We start from the raw sequence: 23,258 nt of genomic DNA, 5'->3' as shown, positions 1-23,258 counted from the left end.
GATCCGCCCCCGTCCGGCCTTTGCTGAAATCACTTCAACAGCAGAGCATCGCAACGGCAATAGGCAGTTGCGCGAGAGTCAAAAATGATCGGGGAAGAGTGCATAAAGCCGCCATTTCGCGGCCTTCGAGAGCGCAATTAAACGACGTCGTTAAACCGTGACGACCTTGCCGGGGTTCATGATCCCGGCTGGATCGAACGCGGTCTTGATACGTCGCATCAGGTCGAGTTCGATCGCGGGGCGGATCGCGGCCAGTTCATCGCGCTTCAGCTGGCCAATGCCATGTTCGGCAGAAATCGAGCCTCCGAAATTAAGAACGATGCCGTGCACGATTTCGTTGATCTCTCTCCACCGGGCGATGAAGGCGGTCTTGTCCGCACCGACAGGCTGGGAAATATTGTAATGAATATTGCCATCGCCCAAATGCCCGAATGCGCAGATGCGTGCGCCGGGAATGGCGTTGAGAACGCCCTTTTCCGCCGCTTCCATGAAGTCTGGAATATGCGACACAGGCACGGAGACATCGTGCTTGATGGAGCCACCCTCAGGCTTTTGCGCATCCGACATGCTTTCGCGCATGTGCCACAGCGCCTGACGCTGGCTTTCGGAAGAGGCGATGACGGCATCCTGAAGCACGCCAGCTTCGAAGCCCTGCTCCAGCAAGGTCTCGATCATGGTTTGCGCCGTTTCCGCCGAATCGGAGGTGGAAATATCGATGAGCGCATACCAAGGGTGCGGCGCTTCCAGGGGATCGCGAACACCGGGAATATGCCTCGTGGTAAATTCGATGCCGATGCGCGGCATCAGCTCGAAGCCCGTCAGCGCCGTTCCGCAGAGCGTTGAGGCACGCTCGAAAAGCTTGAGCGCGTCAGCCGGAGAGTCGAGACCGGCAAAAGCGACCTGATGGCCGAGCGGCTTTGGAAAGAGTTTCAGAACCGCGCCGGTAATGATGCCGAGCGTGCCTTCGGAGCCGATGAAGAGATCGCGCAGATCATAGCCCGTATTGTCCTTCTTGAGGCGGCGCAGACCGTCCCAGATTTCGCCGGTCGGCAGAACGACTTCAAGCCCGAGGCAAAGCTGGCGCATATTGCCATAGGCCAGAACCGCGGTGCCGCCCGCATTCGTCGCAAGGTTTCCGCCGATGCGGCAGGAGCCCTGTGAACCGAGCGACAAAGGGAACATGCGCTCAACCTTCTCAGCCGCCTTATGAACCTCATCCAGAATGCAGCCGCCATCGACAACGATGACATTGGCGACGGGATCGATATCGCGAACACGGTTCATACGCTCCAGAGAGAGAATGACGTCGCTTGCGCCGCTGCGCGGCGTCTGCCCGCCCACGAGGCCGGTGTTGCCGGTTTGCGGAACGATGGCGGTGCCGGTATCACTGGCCAGCCTCATGATGGCAGCGACTTCTTCCGTTGTTCCGGGCCGCAGCAGCAAGGGCGATGCGCCATGATACAGCCCACGATTTTCCACCAGATGCGGCTCCAGATCGGATTGCTCTCGCAGCGCATTCTTTTCCCCGACAATGGCCACGAAGCGAAGAAGCAGTTCAGTGGGCAGGGTCGTGGTCGTCATGGGCCATTTCTCCGAGATAGGATGTCAGAGGCGAGGGGCGGCGGCGCGGGCAAGCCGATCATTGATCGCTTCGCCAAGCCCAGTATTGGGGATGGGGGTGATGGCGATGCTGGTGGCGCCGCTGGCATCGGCCAGTTTCAGGTGGTCGAACAGATTGGCCGCAGCTTCGGCAAGATTTCCGTTTGCGCTGAGATTGAGAACGGTTGCGGCTTCGCCTTCGCCTTGCACCGGCTGTCCGCCAAAGCGGATCAGGGCTTCGCATTGCTCCACCGAAGTCGCGTTCAGCCGCACCGCCGCACCGGGTGCATAATGGGACGCCATCATGCCCGGTGCTTCAATGGCGGCAGATGCCTTGGCAGGGCGCACAAGCGTGACACCGGCAATGCGTTCGATATCTTCCGCAACAAGCCCACCCGGACGCAGCAGGCGCACCGCGCCATCAGGCTCAACCTTGATAATGGTGGATTCGACGCCGACAGGCGCAGACCCGCCGTCGAGAATAAGTTCTATCTTAGCTCCCAGATCGGCCTCCACATGCGCAGCGCTGGTGGAGCTTATCTTGCCCGAGCTATTGGCGCTGGGCGCGGCGAGCGGCTTGCCGAGCTTGGCAATCAACGCGCTGGCAAAACCCTTCGGGATGCGAATACCGACAGTATCGAGGCCAGCCGTGGCGAGTGCATGGATCGGGCTTCTTGGCTTCAACGGCAGGATCAGCGTCAGCGGTCCGGGCCAGAAGGCTTCCGCCAGTTTGCGGGAAACCGGATCGAAAACCGCATGTTCTTCGGCCATGGCAATATTTGCCATATGGCAGATCAGCGGATTGAATTGCGGGCGACCCTTCGTCTCGTAAATGCGCGTAATAGCGGCTGGGTTCGTCGCGTCAGCCGCAAGGCCATAGACAGTCTCGGTGGGTATGGCGACGGGAAAACCGGCTTCGAGCACACGAACGGCCTCTTGCAATGCTGCTTCCGGCTGCTGCTCGATATTGATGTGACGCGCCATTCCTGAAGGACCTTTCCTTAGGAAGGCTCTTAGAATGTTTCCGTTCGTATGGAAAGTGGGTCCAAGAGTCTGTTTGGAAACTCGGCGGCGGAGAGCCGGAGAATGATTTTTGTGTCCTGCAAGGAGAAAATCGTAGGCGATATCCTTTGATATCGGCAAGATTTTCGACGCGGCGGGGCGCGAAAAGCATCGCCGGATCGACCCGTCCGAGTTTTCAAACAGGCTCTTACAGAGAGCGAATGAACTTCCGCATCTCATCCGAGCGTGCGCCCAGCATCAACACGTTCTTCAGCGCTTCTCTTGGGTCCTGCGTCTGGAACAGCAGACCATCGCGATGGATTGACTTGTCGATAGATACGGTCGCGCCGCCATCGCTCGATTGCATTGCCACGGCAAAATACATGCGCGAACGGCTCTGGTCGATCTTGTCGAAGAATTGTTCCTCGCCGCATAATTCCGCGAAGAAATTGGCGAAATAGAAAGACCACAGGACAGGCGTGCGCTTGTCGAAGCTCGTCTTGGCTGCCGTGACATGGCAGTAACCCAGATGCGGGCTGTCATCGATCAGGCGATTGAAGACCATCTTGGGAAAATGAATGCTGTTGTGAAAGCTGTTGAGGCGCGAATGCGTCATCTCGCCCGCATCCTGCAAGCGCCGCTTGGTGATTTCCGCCACCTGCTCGTGGGAGAGATAGCACCGGTCCTGCGGCAGCCAGGCCTCTTCGAAACGAACGATGCGACCGGTGCGCAGGAACTCGGAATGGGCCGTTTTAGACCGCGCAGGCGCAAGCTTGCGCGCGTTGGCATCGAAATACCGGATCCGGGTTCCCTTCTCCACGGCTGTCATCCCCATTGAAACATATGATCTTTTTACCCGTGAGCGGTTAACAGCCCGTTTCCGAACCATTACGGGAGTTAACAATTCAACCCGCATGGAAGCGACATCATATTGCGACGACATTCTGTGCCCGTCGCACGCTAAGCGACTGTTTTGCATCGGGAAAAGACGGGAACGCGATTTTGTCGCTCATGTCGCAATTTGTCGCCAATGCGGGATCGAATGTCGCGCAATGTGGTGCTGGAAATATGCGGCAATGATTAGATGAATCCAAGATCATGCGGCAGGATTGGTTACGCTGCCGCAACCCTACCTAAGGACACGGCCATGGAACTGCGTGAAACCGTATTGCGCCAATTGAAGAACCGCCGCGAAGGCTTCAGCCTGGAGCAGCCTTTCTATGTCGACAAGGAATATTTCCAGCTCGACATGGAAAACATCTGGTATCGCGACTGGCTGTTCGTCGGCCATGATTGCGAAGTGCCGAAGGCGGGCATGTACTTCACCACGCAGATCGGTGATTACTCCGTGGTCATCGTGCGCGGCAAGGATGGCACCATTCGCGCCTTTCACAATTCCTGCCGTCACCGCGGCTCGCGCGTCTGCACCAGCCAGAAAGGCCAGTCGGCACGTCTGGTCTGTCCTTACCACCAGTGGACCTACGATCTGGACGGCAGCCTGCTTTTCGCCCGCCATATGGGCGATGATTTCGACAAGAGGAATTTCGGCCTGAAGCCGGTCGCCTGCCAGTCCGTCGCCGGTTACGTCTTCATCTGTCTGGCCAATGAGCCGATGGATTTCGCCCCCGTGCGGGCGGAAGTCGAAGCCTATATGGCCCCTCACCGTGTGTGGGAGGCGAAGGTCGCCCATGAAAGCACCATCATCGAAAAGGGCAACTGGAAGCTCGTCTGGGAAAACAACCGCGAGTGCTATCACTGCGCCGCAAACCACCCGGAGCTTTGCCGTACCTATCCTGAAAACCCAAGCGTGACGGGCACGGATGGCGGCGCGAGCGATCCCGAAATCGGCGGTCATTGGGCGCGCTGCGAGGCTGCGGGCCTGCCGAGCCGCTTCAAGATCGATCCGAAGGGCCAGTTCCGCGTGGCGCGCATGCCGCTGATCGGCGATGCGGAGAGCTACACCATGTCCGGCAAGCGCGCCGTTCGCCGTCCTCTATCGGACGATGTCACGATCAGCCATATCGGCGCATTGCTTCTGTTCCATTATCCGACGACATGGAACCACTTCCTTGGCGATCACATGATTTCCTTCCGCGTGCTGCCGCTGGGACCGCAGGAAACCATGGTCACGACCAAGTGGCTGGTCCACAAGGATGCGGTGGAAGGCGTGGATTACAATCTCGAAGAGCTGACCCATGTGTGGAACGAGACCAACGATCAGGATCGCCAGATCGTCGAAGAAAACGCCTTCGGCATTCGTTCTCCGGCCTATGAGCCCGGCCCTTACTCCATGGAAGACGAGGGCGGGGTCATGCAGTTCGTCAACTGGTATGCCGATTTCATGATCGACCGGCTTTCCGGCGATAAACAAAAACTCTCAGCAGTCGCGTAACATCCATGACCATGGCCTCGACCTACAAGCATATCGATGAGATGAAGCCGTGGAGCGACCGGCTCCACATGCTGGAATGCATTTCGGTGACGCCGGAAACGCGTGATGTGATGACCTTCCTGTTTCGCTCTGAGGGCACGAACTGGTTTCGATACCTGCCGGGCCAGTTCGTAACGTTGGAACTACCGGTCGGGCCCGAGCCGCTGTTTCGCACCTATACGCTGTCCTCCAGCCCTTCGCGCCCGTACGCGCTGGCAGTAACTGTGAAGGCGCAGCAGGGCAGCATCGGCACGCGCTGGATGTTCGATAATCTGCGCCCCGGAATGCGCATCCGCGCGCTGGGGCCGCTGGGGGATTTCTCTTACGTCAAGCATCCGGGTGAGAAGTACCTCTTTATCTCTGCGGGCTCCGGTATCACGCCGATGATGTCGATGGTGCGCGATATGAGCGACCGCGCGCCGCAAAGCGACATCTCCTTCATCAACTGCTCGCGCACGCCCTCCGATATCGTTTTCCGCCACGAGCTGGAATATCTTGCCCGCTTCATGCCCAATCTTTCGCTGGGCTTCATCGTGGAAAGCTGTGGTCGCACGGAACTCTGGTCCGGGCTTCGTGGCATGGTGGACAAGGCAAAGATTGCGCTGCTCTCCCACGATTTCATGGACCGCACCGTCTTTTGCTGCGGCCCCGAGCCGTTCATGGCGGCGGTCAGCTCCATGCTGGAGGCATCCGGCTTCGATATGGATCGCTACCATCAGGAAAGCTTCTCGCCTGCCGCGCCTGTCGTCGTTGGAGAAAGCGCGCTGGAGGCGGATGGCGAGGCGCTGTCCATGGTGGGCTTCAAGCTCTCCGGCAAGGACGTGCCGTGCCAGCCAGGCCAGACCATTCTCATGACCGCGCGCTCTGCTGGTGTGCGCATCGGTGCTGCCTGCGAATCCGGCATTTGCGGCACCTGCCGCGTGCTGAAGCTTTCCGGCGAGGTGGAAATGAACCACAATGGCGGTATTCTCGATGAAGATATCGAAGAGGGCTATATCCTCGCCTGCTGCTCCCGCCCGCTGACGGATGTTCAGGTTGAGGCATGACGATACCGGGCAAAGCGTTAAGACGAATACGCCCGGCCTCCATCACATCACGCTGCCTTGACCGCTAACTGATGGAACCAGTTTGCATTTCTGCCGTTACTAAAACATCTGAGGCTGCGTGACTGCGGAACCCTTCGCTTTTCCTGCCGAAAGATTGATAAAGCAGCACGACATCAACGTGCCAAAAAACGGAGGAAATTCATGCTGAATTTGCGGAAGACCAGCCTCGCCACCGCTTTTATCATGGTCCTGACGAGCTTCACGCCATCGCACGCTTTCCAGGTTCCAAGCCCCATGACGAAGCCGATTGCCGCTTCGGACAGCGTTGTAGATGTCCAGTATCGTCGCCATCATCGTGAATGGCGTCATGGCCGCGACTGGCGTCGTGACCGTGATATGCGTCGTCATGGTTTTTACAACGGCCACCGCGGCTATCGCGATCGCCGTCCGGGATATCGCTACCATAACGGCTACTGGTTCCCGCTCGCTGCCTTCGCAGCTGGCGCAATCATCGGCGGCGCAACCAATCAGGCCCGCCCGTCTTACGGCAGCAGCCACCAGCAGTGGTGTGCGAACCGTTGGCGCTCATACCGTGCTTACGACAACAGCTATCAGCCCTATAACGGCCCACGCCAACAGTGCGTGTCGCCATATCGCTAATAGCCCCGTTTACGAAAGCCCGGCCAAGCCGGGCTTTCTTGCGTTTAGTGGACGACATCCGTTCAAGTATCTGTGATCATTTCGTTAATGCTGCATTCAGGCAGGAAGTCATAAGTTTGGTGTAGTGCGGGTAGTTTCTGGAAAGGAAAGATCCGCGGGAGAATAATCGTCGTAATTCACATGTTTCCGGTAGAGTAACCGGACGTGAATGGAGGAAGTCAGATGAATAATTACATGAAAACTATTTTGGCTGCCGGTCTTTCGGCGATTGTTACTGTCGGAGCCATTGTTCCAGCGGAAGCAATGCCCATCGCCCCGGTCGCACCTGCGGCTCCGCAGGCGGACAATAATCTGGTAAACGTCCAGTACTGGCGTGACCGTGACTATGGTCCACGCTGGTATGGCGGTCACCGCGGTTATCGTGAATATCGTCCGGGCTACCGTCGCCACAATGGCTACTGGTTCCCGCTGGCAGCCTTCGGCGCCGGTGCGATCATCGGTGGTGCGCTGGCACAGCCGCGCGAAGTCTACCGACCCGTGCCGGAATATCGTCCACGCCCGGTCTATCGTGAGTATCGACCAATCGTGCGCGGTGGCCTGAGCCAGAGCCATGTGAACTGGTGCTTCGGCCGCTATCGTTCTTACGATGCCTATAGCAACACGTTCCAGCCTTACCACGGCCCACGCCAGACCTGCTATTCGCCTTACGGCTGATTGCGGTCACATAGGCTGAAAAGCAAAAGCCGTCCGGCTCTATCCGGGCGGCTTTCTTATTAAATGATGCCGACGCGCCGCAGCAGATACCAGGACAGAAGAATGGATGCGATGATGAAGCCTGCCGCATACATCGTTCCGCTGGCGCCATCGATAAAGGGCAGCGCGCTGGTATTCATGCCGAAAAACCCGGTGACCAGCGTTGGCGGAAGCAGGAAGGCCGTCATGATGGAGAGGATATAAAGATGCCGGTTCGTCTCCGAGGAAAGCTTGGAGTCGATTTCTTCATGCAGTAGCCGCGCCCGTTCCTGCAGGGCATAGACATCGTAGTCCACCGATTCCAGGCGGCTCGTCAGCCGCCCGGCAATTTCCTCGAAACCGGCAGGCATCTCATCTTCATCCGCCGCAGAGGCGCGGCGCATCAGGGTCAGCACCGTGCGCAGATGCCGGTGCAGCCGCACGACAGTCCGTCTAACGGGCGCAAGCCTGCGTCGCTCGTCGCGCGGGGTCGTGTCGTAAACATAGTCCTCGATGGCGTTCAGCTCTTCCGTCGTTTCCAGCACGAGATTGATGAGGCTGCGCTGAAACTCCGCCACAAGCGCTTCGAAAATATGCGAGGGCGTGATGTAGCGCTTCGGGTTCTTGTCAATGGCTGCACGCAGCCGGTCGACCGAGCGCAGAGGTTGAAGTCTTGTGGTGATGATGAAGCGATCGGTGAGGGCGAAATGCAGCCAGCCGAGATCACGCGTTTCCTGATCGAACTCCCGCTGAAAATCGACCAGCGTGCCATAAAGCGCACCTTCATCGACAGTGATCGAAGGATGCGTCTCATGTGTCGTGAGGCTGGCCCGCAGATTTTCGTCCAGCCCCGGAATGGCCTCCAGAAAGGACGACACCCGCGTATCCGCCAGATTGAGATGCAGCCAGAAAAAACCGTCGCTGCTTTCCATGTCGCTCCATTGCGCATCCGGCGGTAAACGCGTGCAGGGAGTTATGCCTGGGCGGAAGCGATAGGCCCAGACGAGGCCGGGAATGGCAGGGTTTTGTATATCCATTGTCATGGTCCTGAAGGGCGGGGGCCGGACGGCGAAATAGGGATTTCGGCCATGGGAAGGCCGATCATGCTGACCAGAGTTTTATGACAGTTTCACCACAGCGATAGCCCCATGGGAAGGAATTTTCAAATTGACGTTTACGTAAAAATCATTTAGCCCGAGAACACATTGCATTGTAGGCAGACGCTTCGGGAGGAGGCAGGATGTACACCGCACCGGTAGACGAAATCGCTTTTACGCTGAAACACGTGGCAGGTCTCGGTGAGGCTTTGGACGCTGGCGTGCTGGGTGATCTAGATGAAGATGTCGTTGACGCCATTCTCCATGAAGCCGGTCGTTTCGCCACCGATGAAGTTGCGCCGCTTGCCGAAATCGGCGACCGTCAGGGCTCAAAGCTTATCGACGGCAACGTGAAGACGCCCGATGGCTGGGCCGATCTTTATCGCCGCTGGGCAGAAGGCGGCTGGAACGGGCTGACTGCGCCCGAGGAATTTGGCGGGCAGAACCTGCCGCATATGCTGAATGTTGCAGCACTCGAGATGTGGAACTCCGGCTCCATGGCTTTCGCGCTCGCGCCGACGCTGACCATGGGTGCCGTCGAGGCGCTCGTAAAGCACGGCAGCGACGCGCTGAAGGCGACCTATCTGGAAAATCTCGTGACCGGTAAATGGACCGGCACGATGAACCTGACCGAGCCGCAGGCGGGTTCCGATCTCGCAGCCCTGAAATCCCGCGCCGAGCGCGCCGAAGACGGCACCTACCGCATTTTCGGCCAGAAGATTTTCATCACCTGGGGCGAACACGACGCTGCCGAAAACATCATTCACCTCGTTCTCGCGCGCCTGCCGGATGCCCCGGCGGGCACGCGCGGTATTTCGCTTTTCCTCGTGCCGAAGTTCTTACCCGATGCGGCGGGCAATCCGGGTGAGCGTAACGATCTTTTCTGCCACGCGCTCGAGCACAAGCTCGGCATCCACGGTTCGCCAACCTGCACCATGATCTTCGGTGACGGTCGGTTCGGTGAGGAAAAGGGCGCTATCGGCTGGCTGGTTGGTGAGGAAAACAAGGGCCTCGCCTGCATGTTTACCATGATGAACAATGCCCGCCTTGCCGTGGGTATGCAGGGTGTTGCCATCTGCGAAGCCGCGACGCAGAAGGCTATCGAATATGCCAGGGACCGCACGCAAGGCAAGGCGCCCGGCACCAAGGCGACCGGAATGAGCCCGATCATCGAGCATCCCGATATCGCCAGAACGCTGCTGACGATGAAGGCGCTGACGCAGGGCTCCCGCGCCATCAGCTTCGCCTGCGCCCATGCCATCGATATGAGCCACGCCAAGAGCGATGCTACGGAGCAGAAATTCTGGCAGGAGCGCGCAGCGCTGCTAACGCCAATCGCCAAATCCTTCTCCACCGATGCCGGTGTGGATGTGGCTTCGCTCGGCATTCAGGTGCATGGCGGCATGGGCTTCATTGAGGAAACCGGTGCCGCCCGCTATTTGCGCGACGCCCGCATCGCGCCGATCTATGAAGGCACGAATGGCATTCAGGCCATTGATCTCGTTCTGCGCAAGCTGCCGCTTTCAGAAGGCCAGCAGGTTCGCGGTTTTATCGGTGAATTGAAAGCCGTAGCCGATGCCGTGCGCGCCTCCAACAAGCCGGAACTCGGCGAAACGGCTCGCTATCTCGATCAGAGCCTCGCTGATCTGGAAGAGACGACCGAATGGCTGCTGGACGGCATCGCCAAGAGCGAAACGACTGCCGTTCTGGCTGGAGCAACGCCTTATCAGCGGCTCTTCGGTCTGGCGCTGACCGGCACCTACCTCGCCAAGGGCGCGCTGGCTTCCGTCGATGATGGGCAGGGCGCGAAGCGTGATGCGCTTTGCCGTTTTGCCGCCGAGAATCTTCTGGCGGAAACTACGGCCTTGAAGGACCGCGTCATCTCCGGTGCCGCAAGCCTCGAATCCGCCCGCGCCGTGCTGGCTTAAGGAGTTGCCGATGTCCGATCATATTCTCATCGAACGTCCGCAATCCGCCCCCGGCGTGCGCGTCATTCGCTTCAACCGGCCTGAGAAAAAGAACGCCATCACGGATGCGATGTACCGCACCATGATCGAGGCCTTGCAAGACGCGGATGCCGATGCGGATGTCCGCGCCATCGCCTTCCTCGGCACCGAGGGCTGCTTTTCCGCCGGTAACGACATGGCAGATTTCATGGCCTTCGCGATGTCCGGTGGCAAGGGACGCCTTGCGGCGGGAGATTTTCTCCATGCGCTCGTCGGTGTCGGGAAGCCCATCGTTTCCGGCGTCGATGGTCTCGCCATCGGTATCGGCACGACCCTGAACCTCCACTGCGATCTGACGGTGGCGTCCAGCCGCAGCCTGTTCAAGACGCCATTTGTTGATCTGGCGCTCGTGCCGGAAGCAGCCTCCAGCCTTCTCGTTCCCCGCATCATCGGACACCAGCGCGCTTTTGCGCTGCTTGCCGCAGGCGAAGGCTTTTCGGCGGAACAGGCGCGCGAAGCCGGGCTGATCTGGAAAGTCGTTTCGGAAAGCGAAGTCGAAGCGGAAACGCTGAAGATCGCCGCCAGCCTTGCAGCCAAACCACCACAGGCGCTGAAGATCGCGCGCGATCTGCTACGTGGAGATGTCGGCGAAATCCGCAAGCGGATCGATGAGGAAATCGTCCACTTCGCAAGCCAGCTTCAGAGCGCGGAAGCGCGGGCCGCTTTCGAGGCATTCATGCGGCGTTAAGCCTCTCTCGTGGAAGGTGGCGCTCTTTACGGAACCGGAACAGATAAAGCTTATTCTGCCCGTAATCGCCCTCTTTCGAGAAAGCCGCCGCCATGCGCAGAACCGCCTTCGCAACGCTTGCCATCCTGTCGTTGTTCACCGCAGCAGAAGCCGCGAGCCTTTCGGCCCCGATCATGTCCCAGCCTGCGCAGAGCGATGTGATTCAGGTCGAAAACTTCAACAGCCGTTCCGCGCCAAGCCAGAACAACAATGACCGCCGCCGCCCGGCGCGCTTCGTCTGCGTCGTCACCCCGCCAGAAAGCGCGAACCGCTCGCGCCCCTATATCTGCCCGGTCCAGCAAGGCCGAGTCGGCGGTCGCTGCCGCTGTAACGGCGTCGTCGGCAACGGCAATATCGATACGGCTTGGTAGCATCCAGCCGATCTCCTGCTCGCGGACCTGTCGTTCCCCTCATTCCTGTGACGAACACAGAAATGGGAAGGAGTGAAGCGTCTGCCTCACTTCTCCAGCGTCGCCACCGCCTCGACATGCGAAGACCACAGAAACTGGTCTACCGGCGTCACGCTCGTTACGCGATACCCGCCCGCAACCAGAATAGAAAGATCACGCGCAAGGCTGAGCGGATTGCAGCTGACGGCGACGACCTTCTTGACTGTGCTGCGCGCCAGTTCCTTGCACTGAGCTTCCGCCCCTGCACGCGGCGGATCGAAGACGACGGCGTCGTAATTCTTCAGTTCCTTGATGATCAGCGGATGGCGGAAGAGGTCTCGCTTTTCGATGCTGACGGGCTTCAGGCCTTGCGTGTTGCGTGCCGCCAGATCAAGCGCCTTCAATGGCTTGTCCTCAGCCTCGACAGCGTGCACCTTGCCAACCCTTGCCAGCCGCAGCGAGAAGGTGCCTGAACCGCAGAACAGATCGGCGATGCGCTTGGATTTGCCGACATGCGCCAGCACCAGTTCCGCCATCGCATCTTCGGCCCGCTTTGTCGCCTGCGCAAAACTGCCGGAGGGCGGGGAAACCTTGACGTCGCCGAACTCGATCACCGGCTTTTGCGGCTCGATCAGGATTTCGCCCGAGAGCGAAACTCGCGAGATGCCGCGCATGGAAAGCACGGTCTTGGTCAGCACCTGCCGCTGCTTGTCATTGACCGATTTGATGCCTTCGAACGAAATATCGAGACCGGACAATGTTTCCATCACCGTGATGCGAAACGGCTCGGCATTGGCCGTAATCGACAGGCCGATCGCGCGGATGTCATCCAGCCGGGATACGATACCGGGCCGGGAGATGGGACATTCTTCGATATCGACGATGTGATGGCTGTTGGCCTGGCTGAAGCCGAGAAGCAGACCCTTTTCGGTCTTGCGGGCAGCGAAGACGACACGGCGTCGCTCGCCGGGGCGACAGATCACCAGCGGCCCGACTTCGACATCCAGCCCCTTGGAGCGCATGGCGGACACCACGAGATTGCGCTTGAAAGCGTGATAGGCCTCATCCGCCATATGTTGCAGCGAGCAGCCGCCACAGGTGCCGTTCTTGCCATCCGGCCCGAAGTGCCGACAGGCAGGCTCGCGCCGCTCCGGCGCGGCCTCGGTGATTGACATGATCGTGCCCTGATCCTTCACGCGGGCAATCGCCACCGTTTCGCCGGGCAGCGAGAAGGGCACATAGACCGTGCCTTCGGGACAGTGCGCAATGCCATCGCCCTGTGCACCGAGGCTCTGGATTTTAACGGTCTGGGTGCTCATGGCTTTCTGCCTCCGAGAAGGAATTCTACATTGCCATCCCCACCCGCAATGGGGGAGGGGATGAGGCCGAGGCTGACCCAGCCCATGTCTTCCACCAGCCAGCGCTCCAGCTCGGCAGCAACGAGGGGCGCGGTTTCCGGCTCTTTCAACAGTCCGGCCTTACTTATGGCATCGCGCCCCGCTTCGAATTGCGGCTTGACGAGGAGAACGGCAAGCGCACCCTCCACAGCCAGATCCAGCGCGGGCGCCAGCGCCAGCTTCAGTGAAATGAACGATACGTCGGAAACGATGAAGCTGATCTCGCGATCATCGATATCGTCCAGCGTCAGGAAGCGGGCGTTCAGCCCCTCGATGCTGGTAACGCGCGGATCGGCCTCTACGCGCGGATGGATTTGTCCATGGCCCACATCGATAGCGGTCACATGCTTGGCACCCCGTTGCAGCAGCACCTCGGTAAAGCCGCCGGTGGAGGCGCCAACATCCAGACATTCGTGGCCGGTGGGGTCCAGCTTGAAATGGTCGAGCGCCGCGACAAGCTTCAGGGCCGCGCGCGAGACATAATCCTGTGCCGGGTCGTTGATCTCGATAGCGACATCCTCTGCAAAGCTGAGGCTCGGCTTGGTGACGATCTTGCCATTCACGCTCACCGTTCCGCGCGAAACGGCATCGCGCGCGCGGGAGCGGCTGGCAAACAGGCCTTTCGAGACCAGAAGCTGGTCCAGGCGTTGATTTTCGGTCGTTTTGGTCATGATGCTTGTGTCAATGACGATCAATCGACCGCAGTGCAAGCGGTTTGTGATGCGCCCGATGCCAAGTGCCGCTTTTTACCAAACGTCACTTTCTTCACTTTTGCTACATTACCCTGCGGGAACTTAAACAAAAATCAACGGCTTTCGATCACTCTGCGGCCAAGCGTAGATTATCTCGCACCTGCTGCCATGAAGGCAAAATCCTCCAGAAGAAGTGTTTGGCCTTTGCACCCCTTGGGGCTGCGCGCCACTCGACATGTCGAAGAAGAGTTCTCGATGTCTTTGAAAAATCTGCCTATTAACGTCAAGCTGATGATGACTTTCGTCGCCTTGATGGGTGTGTGCCTTGTGGCATCGGCATTTGTCTTCCTCCAGACGATTGACGCCCGCCGTCTCTCGCAGGAGCAGGTGAAAACCGCCAAGCTCATGCAGAGTGTTGATGAAGCGAAAGCAGCCATGCTGGAGCAGGTCGTCAACCAGCGCGGCTACCTGCTTTTCCGCAGCGACAGCACCTATAATGACGTTTTCGCGCAGCGCGACCAGATGCTTGCGAAGCTGAACGAGGCGCGTGGTTACGCAGCCGGTCAGCCGGACATTCTGAAATCCATCGACGACATGGAAGCCACCGCGACCGTCTTTTACAAGCAGCTCGCAGAACCGCAGATGGCAGCACGCAAGACGACGGAAGCGCCCATCAGCGAAGTCATCGAAATTGGCCGCAACCAGGCCAAGGGCCAGGTTGATGGTTTCCGCGCTGCTGCTGCCAAGATCAAGGATCAGCTCAACGCCCTGTCGCAAACGGAAGTCGGCGCACAGGAAGGCGCCCATGCCAATCTGCAATATGCGCTTCTGGGCGGCGGTGCAGCAGCCGGTGTGGTTGCCGTTCTGCTCATCTGGGCGCTTTCTCGCGCCATCGTCACGCCCATCGTCGGCATGACCAGTGCCATGAGCCGCCTTGCCAATGGCGATAATAGCGTAGAGGTTCCCGCGCTCGACCGGGGTGACGAAGTTGGCCAGATGGCAAAGGCCGTGCTTGTCTTCAAAGAAGCCGGTGCGGAGAAATCCCGTCTGGCGGATGAGAGCGATCGCATGCGCTCCGCAACGGAAGCAGACCGCCGTCGCAACGAAGCGGAGAAGGAACGCGCCGAGGCTGAGCAGATGTTTGCCCGTGAAGAACTGGCAAAGGGCCTGCAGGCGCTGGCAGATGGCAATCTGGATTATCGTATCCAGCAGCCTTTCACGGCCTTCATCGAGCCGCTTCGCCTGAACTTCAACGGCTCTCTGGATACGCTTCAGCAGACCCTGCGCAAGGTTGGCGAAAACGCAGCCGCCATCAATGCCGGCGCTTCTGAAATGTTGGCAGCAGCCGACGATCTTTCGCGCCGCACCGAACAGCAGGCTGCTTCCATCGAAGAAACAGCTGCCGCTCTGGAAGAAGTCACGACCACGGTTCGTGATAGCGCCAAGGGTGCGGAAGAGGCCGGTGCTCTGGTTCAGCGTGCCCGTGCGGGTGCCGAACAGTCCGGTACGGTCGTTCGCAAAGCGGTCGCCGCCATGCAGGAGATCGAAAAATCATCCGGCGAAATCACCAACATCATCGGCGTCATCGATGACATCGCTTTCCAGACCAACCTTCTCGCACTGAATGCAGGCGTTGAAGCCGCGCGTGCCGGTGAAGCAGGCAAGGGCTTCGCCGTAGTTGCCCAGGAAGTGCGTGAACTTGCACAGCGTTCCGCAAATGCTGCCAAGGAAATCAAGGCGCTGATCAGCACGTCCGGCCAGCACGTCGAAAACGGCGTGAACCTGGTCGATGAAACCGGCAAGGCGCTTCAGATGATCGTGGCCGAGGTGGAAGAGATCAACACCCACGTCAGCGCCATCGTCACCGCCTCGCGCGAGCAGGCAACCGGTCTTCAGGAAATCAATACGGCAGTCAACACCATGGACCAGGGCACGCAGCAGAATGCCGCCATGGTGGAACAGCAGACCGCAGCCAGCCATTCTCTGGCGCGCGAAGCCGAAGCACTGAACGGCCTGATCGGCCAGTTCAACCTCGGCGGCGGTGCCCGTACCGCGTCCTTCGCACCGACACCTGTCCCAGCCGCACCGCGCCAAACCTCCTCAGCCGCGGCCAAGCCGATCTACTCGACCAAGCCAAGCTTCACCCCCGCCGCGGTAAAAGCAACGGCACGCCCAGTCGCCTCACCCGCCCGCGCACTCGGCCAAAGCCTCGCCAAGGCTTTCGCTCCAAAGGCAGAAGCCGCAGCCGCGAAGCCTGCCGAGCAGAACTGGGAAGAGTTTTAAGATTTGACATCAGGGATGGCGGAAACGCCATCCCTTAAGCCGCCGAGCGGCAAGACGTTTCTCAGCCACTGTATCCACGTTCTCCGCACAGCTCGTACAAAAAGAATAAGCGCCCGAAAAACGGCGACATCCCGTATCGAGTGGAAGTAGAAGATTGGCATGTTGTTCGATCTTCCTGACCCTGACCTCCTCTACGCCGCCCTGCTTGCCCGCGATCACCGCTTCGATGGCCAAGCTTTCGTCTGCGTATCCTCCACTGGCGTTTTCTGTCGCCTTACCTGCCCAGCACGCAAACCCAACCGGGAAAACTGTACATTCTTCGCATCGGTCGGCGAATGTATCGAGGCTGGTTTCAGAGCCTGCAAGCGATGTCATCCCATTCAGGCCTCGGCAATGGCCGATCCCGCCGTTGCGCAGCTGATGCAGGCCCTTGACGAGCGACCTGACTTTCGTTGGTCTGAGGATCATTTGGAAAGACTGGGTTATGACGTTTCGACGGTCCGCCGCAGCTTTAAACGCCATTTCGGCATGACCTTTCTGGAGATGGCGCGCCAGCGTCGGCTGCGTGAGGGATTTCAAACTCTAGGCTCAGGACTCATTAATCGAGCCAGTAGCAGCAAGTTGCTGCGATGAGGATTGCGGATAGGAAGGTGTGAGCGCATCGGTCGTATCGGGTGGCGATGCGCCTCCAATCCTTGATCCTACCAAACATGTTCTCGATACGATATCTTTGCCTATAGAGGACTTTGTCGTAGTGGGCCGGGTTGCGTCGCTTCTTACGTGGTGGGATGCAGGGTGAAATGCCTTTGTCTTTCAATCCATTGCGGAACCAGTCGGCGTCGTAACCACGATCTGCCAGTAATTCCTTGGCGTTGGGTAGGCGATCAAGCAGGTGCCGGGCACCCTGATAGTCGCTGGCCTGACCCTGAGTGAGGAAAAACAGCAAGGGCCGTCCCAAGCCGTCGGTGACAGCGTGTAGCTTGGAATTCAGGCCGCCTTTCGTTCGTCCGATGCAGCGGGAAAGAGCCCCTTTTTTAGCAGGCTGGCTGCGGTGCGATGGGCTTTCAAATGGGTGGCATCGATCATCAGCCTGTCGGGTTGACCTGCCTTCCCCGCAAGTGCCTCGAAGATTCGGTTGAAGACGCCGAGCCTGCTCCAGCGGACGAACCGGTTATAAAGCGTCTTATGTGGACCGTATTCCTTCGGCGCATCCTTCCATTGAAGTCCATGTTTCAACACGTAAATGATGCCGCTCACGACCCTCAGATCATCCACGCGCTCGATGCCGTGGGCAAGAGGGAAATAGGGCCGGATGCGGTTGAACTGAGATGGCGTCAGCAAAAACAAATCACTCATGGCAAGTCCTCCTACCATGAGTGAATCAAAAGATCGTCAAATTGGAAAGGATGATTAATTAATAGGGCCTGAGCCTAGCTGTCGGTGGCAAAGTCATTTCCGCCCAGCATGAAGCAAGTTTCAATTCGGCAAGCGCTTTTCGCTCGGCTTTTTCCCGCCTGCTGGGCTGCACCCCCGCAGATTTGCGAGCTGGTGGCTCATTGCAGGCAACCTGGATCTCCACCCCTCTGGGAGACATGATCGCGGTTAGCAGCCGAAGTCATCTTCATTTGCTCGAATTCATCGACCGCAAGGGCCTTCCAAGCGAACTGAAGCGTTTGCAAATAACATTGAAGGAAAGGATCGGCATTGGTCGACTGCCGCCCTCAGAACAGGCAGCCGAGGAATTAAGTCATTATTTCGCGGCCCGTTCCTCATTGTTTCAGACACCCTTGGCTTTGTCGGGCAGTCCCTTCACGCAACAGGTATGGCACGCGCTGCGCCAAATCCCGGCAGGCGAAACACGCAGCTACTCCGAAGTCGCACGCGAAATTGGAAGACCTCAAGCTACACGTGCGGTCGCGCGGGCCAATGGTGCAAATCAGATTGCGCTGATGATTCCCTGCCATAGGGTCATTGGAGCAGACGGTTCTCTGACAGGGTATGGCGGAGGTCTGTGGCGCAAACAAAGACTGATCGAAATAGAACGAAAACTCAAAGAACGTCATCAGGACCAAGCAAATGGTATCTCAGCTTGAAAAGGCTCACTATTTCCACAATCTCCACACCTCCAACGAGCCGCTGATCTTGGTCAATAGCTGGGATGCGGGAAGTGCTGCTGCCTGCGTGCGTGCCGGAGCAAAGGCCGTCGCGACGAGTAGTTGGTCGATGGCAGCAGCACAAGGTTACGAAGATGGCGAGTGTTTGCCCCTTGCCGACGCGCTTAAGACCGTCTCGCGCATCATTAAAACCACCGACGTTCCTGTAACGGTCGATTTCGAAGGCGGATACACGAACGATCCGAATATCCTTGCGCAAAATATTGAGATGCTTGTCTCATTGGGTATTGTCGGATTGAACTTCGAAGATCAGATCGTAGGCGGTGATGGGCTATATGAGGCAGACGAGCAGGCGGACAGGCTGCGCATCATCCGCAAAACGGCAGATGCGTCTGGCGTTCCGATTTTCATCAACGCCCGCACCGACGTTTTTCTAAAGCCGGATGCGCGCGCCAAATCGGATGCTTTGATTACGGATGTTCTCAGGCGAGCAAATGCTTACGCGGAGGCCGGTGCCGATGGCCTTTTCGTTCCAGGGTTAACCGATCAATCTTTGATCGAATTCATTTGTGCTCGGGTGTCGCTCCCGCTCAACATCATGATCGATGGAGACACGGTCCACCCAACAGCCTACGCAAATCTTGGTGTTTCCCGAATAAGCTTCGGCCCGGCACCTTATCTGCAAATGATCTCTCATCTGGAGAGCAACGCACAGCGCGCTTTTTTAAGTCAGTGAAGTGATGAGAGTAAACGGCGCATGTCAGAAGTAGATATGCGCCGATAGAGGCAACCTCAGTCACCCTGCAAAACCAACACCAACCTGCTTCTGGCCAAGCGCCTTGAAAACCGTGGAGACAATCCCGGCGCGGTCGAGGCCCGCTTCGGCATACATGGTTTCCGGCTTTGCCTGCTCCACCCATTGGTCGGGCAGGGTCAGCGTGCGGACCTTGAGGCCCGTATCGAGCAGACCGGCGCTTGCCATGAAGTGCAGCACCTGCGCGCCGAAACCGCCGGATGAACCCTCTTCCACGGTGACCAGAACTTCGTGGTGGCTGCTTAACTGGCGAATGAGATCGAGATCGAGTGGCTTGGCAAAGCGGGCATCGGCAACCGTGGTCGGCAGGCCGGCGGCATCGAGGTCTTCGGCGGCGGCAAGACATTCGGCAAGGCGCGTGCCGAAGGAAAGAAGCGCGATCTTCGAGCCTTCCTTGATGACGCGGCCCTTACCGATTTCGAGGATCTCGCCGCGGGCGGGCATCTCGATGCCAACGCCTTCGCCGCGCGGATAGCGGAAGGAGATCGGGCCATCATCATAGGCGGCGGCGGTGCGCACCATGTGCTTCAGCTCCGCCTCATCCGATGCGGCCATCACCACCATGCCGGGCAGGGTGGCGAGAAAGGTCGTATCGAACGAACCGGCATGGGTGGGGCCATCGGCACCGACGAAACCAGCGCGGTCGATAGGGAAGCGCACCGGCAGCCCCTGAAGCGCAACATCATGCACCAGCTGGTCATAGCCGCGCTGGAGGAAGGTGGAGTAGAGCGCGCAGAACGGCTTGTAGCCTTCAGCAGCGAGGCCCGCAGCAAAGGTCACCGCATGCTGTTCGGCAATGCCGACATCGAAGGTGCGTTTGGGGAAGAGTTCCGCCAGCTTGTCCAGCCCCGTGCCGCTTGGCATGGCCGCGGTAACGCCGACGATCTTTTCGTCCAGCGTCGCTTCCTGCACCAGAGCTTCGGCGAAGACGGATGTATAGCTCGGTGCATTCGGCTTGGCTTTCGCCTGCGCACCGGTGATGACATCGAACTTGTTGACGCCGTGATACTTGTCCGCAGCCGCTTCGGCAGGAGCATAGCCCTTGCCCTTCTGCGTCACGACATGGATCAGCACCGGACCCTTCTGGTTATCGCGCACATTGCGCAGCACGGGCAGAAGATGCTCGAAGGAATGACCGTCGATGGGGCCGATATGATAGAAGCCAAGCTCCTCGAACAGCGTGCCGCCCGTTACATAGCCGCGCGCATGCGTCACGGCGCGGGTAATGGCGCGGTCGATGGTCTTGCCGAGATAGGCCGTCAGCTTCTTGCCGAAATCGCGGAAGCCCATATAGGTGCGGCCCGAGGCGAGACGGGCCAGATAGGCGCTCATGGCGCCCGTCGGCGGCGCAATCGACATGTCATTATCATTCAGGATGACGATCAGACGCGCATCCAGCGCACCGGCATTATTCAGCGCTTCGAAAGCCATGCCCGCGGACATCGAGCCATCGCCGATGATGGATATGACCTTGCGGTCGCTCTGCCCAAGCTCTGCAGCAACGGCCATGCCGAGACCGGCGGAGATGGAGGTGGAGGAGTGGCCCGCACCGAAATCGTCATATTCGCTTTCAGCGCGACGCGTGAAGCCGGAAAGCCCGTCTTCCTGCCGCAGTGTACGGATGCGGTCACGTCGCCCTGTCAGAATCTTGTGCGGATAGCACTGATGGCCGACATCGAAAATCAACCGGTCTTCGGGCGTGTTGAAAACCTTGTGGATGGCAATCGTCAGTTCCACGACGCCGAGGCCAGCACCCAGATGCCCGCCGGTCTTGGAAACGGCATCGATCATCTCGTCGCGCAATTCCCTGGCCAGTTGCGGCAGGTCGCGATCCTCGATTGCTTTGAGATCGGATGGGAATTTCACCCGGTCTAGCAATGGTGTTTCTGGCATTCCGGTCAAACTATCGGCCTTCGTGTTTTTAGAATAACGCACTCTCTAAATGGGGGAGGGCGCAGCCTTCGACAAGCTCTTAATCGTTTTAACGAATTTCAACCCTGCGGCAAAGGGACAAACTCTTCTTCGTCTCCCGGTACGATATCAAAACGCCCGGTTCTCCACTCTTCCTTGGCCTGTTCTATGCGTTCTTTTGATGACGAAACGAAATTCCACCAGATGTACCGCCGGGAATTCAGCGCAGCACCGCCAAACAGCATGATGTGGCACCCCTGCGCGCCGCCCTTCAGTGTGATGTCATCGCCAGCGCGAAATGCCAGCAATTGATCCGCCGCAAAAACATCGCCAGCAACTTCCAGCGAACCCGAAAGAATATAGATCGCCCGCTCCTCATGGTCGGCGGGGAAGGGAAACTTCGCGCCGGGCGCCAGTGAAAGGTCGGCATATAGCGTATCGGTAAAGATCTTCACCGGCGACCGCAGGCCTGCAAAATTGCCGATGACGACGCGGCCCTGAGCGCCCGTCGCATCTATGACCGGCATCGCGCTTCGCTCCGTATGGGCGAAATCCGGCGCTATCTCTTCCTTGTCATCCGGCAGGGCCAGCCACGTCTGCAAGCCGGACATGGACAGCGGATGTCCGCGCAGATTTTCCGGCGTGCGCTCCGAATGAACGATGCCACGCCCCGCCGTCATCAGATTGATATCGCCGGGACGAATGACGAGCTCCGTGCCGAGACTATCGCGATGCTTGATCTCGCCATCGAAGAGATAGGTGACTGTGGACAGGCCGATATGCGGATGCGGCTTCACATCCAGCGCCTCGTCCGCCTTCAATATCGCCGGACCCATTCGGTCGAAGAAAATGAAAGGCCCCACCAGCCGACGCTCCCGCGTTGGCAAGGCGCGGCGCACGGAAAAGCCGCCAATATCGCTAGAGCGCGGAATGATCAGGTTCTCGATGGCATCACAGGCAAAAGCATCGCCCGCTGCCGGGTCATTCCCGGGAAAAAAAGACATGGAGGTTTCTCCTGCGTGATTAATCCCGAGATTACCACGATTTGCCGGGTTAGTGAGGATTGTCTTGTGAACGGTGTGTTATCGCAGGGAGATGTACATTAACCCCGGCGAACCGAACCCCTCACCAAGAAAACCTAAGACTTCGCTTTGCGAAGATCGAGGTTTTCTATCCTCTCCCACAAGGGGACCGTTGCGTAACTTCCGACATAAGCTGATTGCCAAACGACAAATCACCTTGGCCACCGCCCTTCCTATCGAGGGGCGGTTCTAGGTTCGTGTAGGCTGGTTGATGGGTGATATGGCTGAACTGCGGACACAGTTCTCCCCTCGGCTCACGCGCTCAGCGTCACCCAGCGGCGCATGTTGAACGCCATGGCCGCAAGCAGAACCTGGGCGGATGCCTTGGCAAGACCGATGTAGCGAATGTGGCTCAGCCCCATGCGGCGCTTGAGCGTGGCAAAGGTCGTCTCGACCGCAGCGCGTCGTCTGGCCACGGCACGGTTGAAACGGCGGGCTGCGGCTTTGAGAACAGGGTGATGCTTGTTGGGGCGCTTCATCAGACCGCAGAAAATCCCGCGCTCCTTCAGCATCGCGGCCCGTTGATGTGTGTGATAGGCGCTGTCGCCCAGAACCCGCGTCTCGTCGCCCACGATCAGCAGATCGGCAGGCACGGTATCGTTGATATTGGCCGGCGTGGTGATCACCCGCCGGATCAGGCCCGAACCTTCATCCACGCCCACATGGGCCTTGTAACCATAGCTCGAACCCTGCCGACCCTTGCGCCGGGTAAACGCCGCATCCGGATCGCGTGCGCTCGTCTGCACCTTGTCTTCTTTGTCTTCAGTGCCTTCGGCACCGTTGTTCGTATCTTGAGCACGCGGCGGGCGAGCAGCTTGCGTCTCGATGACAGTCGCATCCAGCATCGTGCCGCGCCGCAGGATCAGGCCTGCGGCATCGAGCTGCCTGTCAAGCTCGCCAAACAGCTTCTCCAGAAGTTTCCGTTCCACCAGCCGGTTGCGAAAGCGGCACAGTGTCGTGTGATCGGGAACAGCCTCATCGAGGCCAATGCCACAAAAGCGGCGAAAGGAAAGGCGGTCATAGATCGCCTCCTCCAGTTCCGCATCGGACAGGCCGTAAAGCTGCTGCAGCATCAAAGCCTTGAACATCGTCAGAACAGGATAGGCAGGCCGACCGCCAGTCTCCCCATCAGGTTCAAGCGACCGCAGCACCTTCTCGAAGCGATACCACTTCACCACCGACAACAGCTTGCCCAACCGGTCCGGCCCACTGCGCACCGTCACAAGCGCATCCGCAAAGCTGAACTGAGAACCGCTCTTCATCGCCATCCAAACAC

The 23,258-nt window shown here is 58.8% G+C and carries 19 protein-coding genes and 2 pseudogenes; 11 read left to right on the top strand and 10 right to left on the bottom strand.

Annotation, left to right across the window (positions count from 1 at the left end; genetic code table 11):
* Positions 1-150 precede the first annotated feature (150 nt).
* The 3 genes from CFBP5473_RS12050 to CFBP5473_RS12040 all read right to left on the bottom strand — a co-directional run bounded on the left by CFBP5473_RS12050 (position 151) and on the right by CFBP5473_RS12040 (position 3,421).
* Positions 151-1,581 carry an FAD-binding oxidoreductase gene (locus CFBP5473_RS12050; RefSeq protein WP_027673953.1) on the bottom strand — a complete coding sequence of 477 codons (1,431 nt, stop codon included), beginning with the start codon at positions 1,579-1,581 and terminating at the stop codon, positions 151-153.
* A 24-nt stretch (positions 1,582-1,605) separates the two neighbouring features.
* Positions 1,606-2,583, bottom strand: a complete 978-nt coding sequence (locus tag CFBP5473_RS12045; RefSeq protein WP_027673954.1) for an L-threonylcarbamoyladenylate synthase — start codon at positions 2,581-2,583, stop codon at positions 1,606-1,608.
* A gap of 226 nt (positions 2,584-2,809) precedes the next feature.
* Entirely contained in the window at positions 2,810-3,421 is a 612-nt protein-coding gene (locus CFBP5473_RS12040; RefSeq protein WP_027673955.1) for a DUF6656 family protein, read from the bottom strand.
* 327 nt (positions 3,422-3,748) lie between these two features.
* On the opposite strand from CFBP5473_RS12040, the gene CFBP5473_RS12035 reads away from it, so the two are divergent.
* From CFBP5473_RS12035 to CFBP5473_RS12020, 4 genes are all read left to right on the top strand, one after another.
* Positions 3,749-4,993, top strand: a complete 1,245-nt coding sequence (locus CFBP5473_RS12035; protein WP_027673956.1) for an aromatic ring-hydroxylating oxygenase subunit alpha — start codon at positions 3,749-3,751, stop codon at positions 4,991-4,993.
* A gap of 11 nt (positions 4,994-5,004) precedes the next feature.
* Positions 5,005-6,078: an FAD-binding oxidoreductase gene (locus tag CFBP5473_RS12030; protein WP_027673957.1), complete on the top strand. Its 1,074-nt coding sequence runs from the start codon at positions 5,005-5,007 to the stop codon at positions 6,076-6,078.
* Between the two features lie 201 nt (positions 6,079-6,279).
* Positions 6,280-6,738, top strand: coding sequence for a BA14K family protein (locus CFBP5473_RS12025; protein WP_027673958.1), 459 nt, complete (start codon positions 6,280-6,282; stop codon positions 6,736-6,738).
* Positions 6,739-6,960: 222 nt separating this feature from the next.
* Positions 6,961-7,452, top strand: coding sequence for a BA14K family protein (locus CFBP5473_RS12020; RefSeq protein WP_027673959.1), 492 nt, complete (start codon positions 6,961-6,963; stop codon positions 7,450-7,452).
* A 59-nt stretch (positions 7,453-7,511) separates the two neighbouring features.
* On the opposite strand, the gene CFBP5473_RS12015 is transcribed toward CFBP5473_RS12020, so the two are convergent.
* The gene (locus CFBP5473_RS12015) at positions 7,512-8,507 is read right to left on the bottom strand and encodes a transporter (RefSeq protein ID WP_027673960.1); all 996 of its coding nucleotides are present in this window, start codon (positions 8,505-8,507) and stop codon (positions 7,512-7,514) included.
* A gap of 203 nt (positions 8,508-8,710) precedes the next feature.
* Here CFBP5473_RS12015 and CFBP5473_RS12010 point away from each other — a divergent pair, with 203 nt between their 5' ends.
* The 3 genes from CFBP5473_RS12010 (at position 8,711) to CFBP5473_RS12000 (ending at position 11,671) form a co-directional block, all read left to right on the top strand.
* Positions 8,711-10,495 (top strand): acyl-CoA dehydrogenase family protein, encoded by a 1,785-nt coding sequence (locus tag CFBP5473_RS12010; protein ID WP_027673961.1) that lies wholly within the window; start codon positions 8,711-8,713, stop codon positions 10,493-10,495.
* Positions 10,496-10,505: 10 nt separating this feature from the next.
* A complete protein-coding gene (locus CFBP5473_RS12005; RefSeq protein ID WP_027673962.1) occupies positions 10,506-11,261 on the top strand; it encodes a crotonase/enoyl-CoA hydratase family protein in 756 nt (251 codons plus the stop codon).
* 92 nt (positions 11,262-11,353) lie between these two features.
* The gene (locus CFBP5473_RS12000; protein WP_027673963.1) at positions 11,354-11,671 is read left to right on the top strand and encodes a hypothetical protein; all 318 of its coding nucleotides are present in this window, start codon (positions 11,354-11,356) and stop codon (positions 11,669-11,671) included.
* An 86-nt stretch (positions 11,672-11,757) separates the two neighbouring features.
* On the opposite strand, the gene CFBP5473_RS11995 is transcribed toward CFBP5473_RS12000, so the two are convergent.
* Both CFBP5473_RS11995 and CFBP5473_RS11990 read right to left on the bottom strand, forming a co-directional pair.
* Positions 11,758-13,008: a class I SAM-dependent RNA methyltransferase gene (locus tag CFBP5473_RS11995; RefSeq protein ID WP_027673964.1), complete on the bottom strand. Its 1,251-nt coding sequence runs from the start codon at positions 13,006-13,008 to the stop codon at positions 11,758-11,760.
* Complete coding sequence (locus tag CFBP5473_RS11990) at positions 13,005-13,757, bottom strand: TlyA family RNA methyltransferase (RefSeq protein ID WP_027673965.1); 753 nt, start codon at positions 13,755-13,757, stop codon at positions 13,005-13,007. The genes CFBP5473_RS11995 and CFBP5473_RS11990 overlap by 4 nt, the downstream gene beginning before the upstream one ends.
* A 276-nt stretch (positions 13,758-14,033) precedes the next feature.
* Between CFBP5473_RS11990 and CFBP5473_RS11985 the strand changes: the two genes are divergently transcribed.
* Positions 14,034-16,061 (top strand): methyl-accepting chemotaxis protein, encoded by a 2,028-nt coding sequence (locus CFBP5473_RS11985; protein ID WP_027673966.1) that lies wholly within the window; start codon positions 14,034-14,036, stop codon positions 16,059-16,061.
* Between the two features lie 159 nt (positions 16,062-16,220).
* Positions 16,221-16,655: pseudogene (locus CFBP5473_RS11980) on the top strand (bifunctional transcriptional activator/DNA repair enzyme AdaA); the annotation flags it as partial.
* A 4-nt stretch (positions 16,656-16,659) separates the two neighbouring features.
* Here CFBP5473_RS11980 and CFBP5473_RS11975 read toward each other — a convergent pair.
* Positions 16,660-17,417 (bottom strand): IS5 family transposase gene (locus tag CFBP5473_RS11975; RefSeq protein WP_137394051.1). Its coding sequence is split into 2 segments (ribosomal slippage): positions 16,660-17,084 and positions 17,084-17,417, totalling 759 coding nucleotides; the frame shifts between segments, so codons are not numbered across the junction.
* A gap of 74 nt (positions 17,418-17,491) precedes the next feature.
* On the opposite strand from CFBP5473_RS11975, the pseudogene CFBP5473_RS11970 reads away from it, so the two are divergent.
* Both CFBP5473_RS11970 and CFBP5473_RS11965 read left to right on the top strand, forming a co-directional pair.
* Positions 17,492-18,154 (top strand): annotated as a pseudogene (locus CFBP5473_RS11970) (methylated-DNA--[protein]-cysteine S-methyltransferase); the annotation flags it as partial.
* Positions 18,138-18,911: an isocitrate lyase/PEP mutase family protein gene (locus tag CFBP5473_RS11965; protein WP_027677327.1), complete on the top strand. Its 774-nt coding sequence runs from the start codon at positions 18,138-18,140 to the stop codon at positions 18,909-18,911. The pseudogene CFBP5473_RS11970 and the gene CFBP5473_RS11965, both read left to right, overlap by 17 nt.
* 60 nt (positions 18,912-18,971) lie before the next feature.
* On the opposite strand, the gene dxs is transcribed toward CFBP5473_RS11965, so the two are convergent.
* The 3 genes from dxs to CFBP5473_RS11950 all read right to left on the bottom strand — a co-directional run bounded on the left by dxs (position 18,972) and on the right by CFBP5473_RS11950 (position 23,250).
* Positions 18,972-20,891 (bottom strand): 1-deoxy-D-xylulose-5-phosphate synthase, encoded by a 1,920-nt coding sequence (gene dxs / locus CFBP5473_RS11960; protein ID WP_027677326.1) that lies wholly within the window; start codon positions 20,889-20,891, stop codon positions 18,972-18,974.
* 89 nt (positions 20,892-20,980) lie between these two features.
* On the bottom strand, positions 20,981-21,904 hold the full coding sequence (locus tag CFBP5473_RS11955) for a pirin family protein (protein ID WP_027677325.1): 924 nt from the start codon (positions 21,902-21,904) through the stop codon (positions 20,981-20,983).
* Positions 21,905-22,236: 332 nt separating this feature from the next.
* Positions 22,237-23,250, bottom strand: coding sequence for an IS5 family transposase (locus tag CFBP5473_RS11950; protein ID WP_136954340.1), 1,014 nt, complete (start codon positions 23,248-23,250; stop codon positions 22,237-22,239).
* Positions 23,251-23,258: the final 8 nt, after the last annotated feature.

The sequence above is a fragment of the Agrobacterium larrymoorei genome (assembly GCF_005145045.1).
In the GTDB taxonomy this organism is placed as follows: domain Bacteria; phylum Pseudomonadota; class Alphaproteobacteria; order Rhizobiales; family Rhizobiaceae; genus Agrobacterium; species Agrobacterium larrymoorei.
Note: the sequence above shows the minus strand (reverse complement) of the source record. Positions and strands in the feature narration are given on the sequence as shown.

What these genes read in the sequence shown, in the direction of transcription:
- CFBP5473_RS12050 (WP_027673953.1), bottom strand. Translation starts at nt 1,581, where the DNA reads ATGACGACCACGACCCTGCCCACTGAACTGCTTCTTCGCTTCGTGGCC.
- CFBP5473_RS12045 (WP_027673954.1), bottom strand. Translation starts at nt 2,583, where the DNA reads ATGGCGCGTCACATCAATATCGAGCAGCAGCCGGAAGCAGCATTGCAA.
- CFBP5473_RS12035 (WP_027673956.1), top strand. Translation starts at nt 3,749, where the DNA reads ATGGAACTGCGTGAAACCGTATTGCGCCAATTGAAGAACCGCCGCGAA.
- CFBP5473_RS12030 (WP_027673957.1), top strand. Translation starts at nt 5,005, where the DNA reads ATGGCCTCGACCTACAAGCATATCGATGAGATGAAGCCGTGGAGCGAC.
- CFBP5473_RS12025 (WP_027673958.1), top strand. Translation starts at nt 6,280, where the DNA reads ATGCTGAATTTGCGGAAGACCAGCCTCGCCACCGCTTTTATCATGGTC.
- CFBP5473_RS12020 (WP_027673959.1), top strand. Translation starts at nt 6,961, where the DNA reads ATGAATAATTACATGAAAACTATTTTGGCTGCCGGTCTTTCGGCGATT.
- CFBP5473_RS12015 (WP_027673960.1), bottom strand. Translation starts at nt 8,507, where the DNA reads ATGGATATACAAAACCCTGCCATTCCCGGCCTCGTCTGGGCCTATCGC.
- CFBP5473_RS12010 (WP_027673961.1), top strand. Translation starts at nt 8,711, where the DNA reads ATGTACACCGCACCGGTAGACGAAATCGCTTTTACGCTGAAACACGTG.
- CFBP5473_RS12005 (WP_027673962.1), top strand. Translation starts at nt 10,506, where the DNA reads ATGTCCGATCATATTCTCATCGAACGTCCGCAATCCGCCCCCGGCGTG.
- CFBP5473_RS12000 (WP_027673963.1), top strand. Translation starts at nt 11,354, where the DNA reads ATGCGCAGAACCGCCTTCGCAACGCTTGCCATCCTGTCGTTGTTCACC.
- CFBP5473_RS11995 (WP_027673964.1), bottom strand. Translation starts at nt 13,008, where the DNA reads ATGAGCACCCAGACCGTTAAAATCCAGAGCCTCGGTGCACAGGGCGAT.
- CFBP5473_RS11990 (WP_027673965.1), bottom strand. Translation starts at nt 13,757, where the DNA reads ATGACCAAAACGACCGAAAATCAACGCCTGGACCAGCTTCTGGTCTCG.
- CFBP5473_RS11985 (WP_027673966.1), top strand. Translation starts at nt 14,034, where the DNA reads ATGTCTTTGAAAAATCTGCCTATTAACGTCAAGCTGATGATGACTTTC.
- CFBP5473_RS11965 (WP_027677327.1), top strand. Translation starts at nt 18,138, where the DNA reads ATGGTATCTCAGCTTGAAAAGGCTCACTATTTCCACAATCTCCACACC.
- CFBP5473_RS11955 (WP_027677325.1), bottom strand. Translation starts at nt 21,904, where the DNA reads ATGTCTTTTTTTCCCGGGAATGACCCGGCAGCGGGCGATGCTTTTGCC.
- CFBP5473_RS11950 (WP_136954340.1), bottom strand. Translation starts at nt 23,250, where the DNA reads ATGGCGATGAAGAGCGGTTCTCAGTTCAGCTTTGCGGATGCGCTTGTG.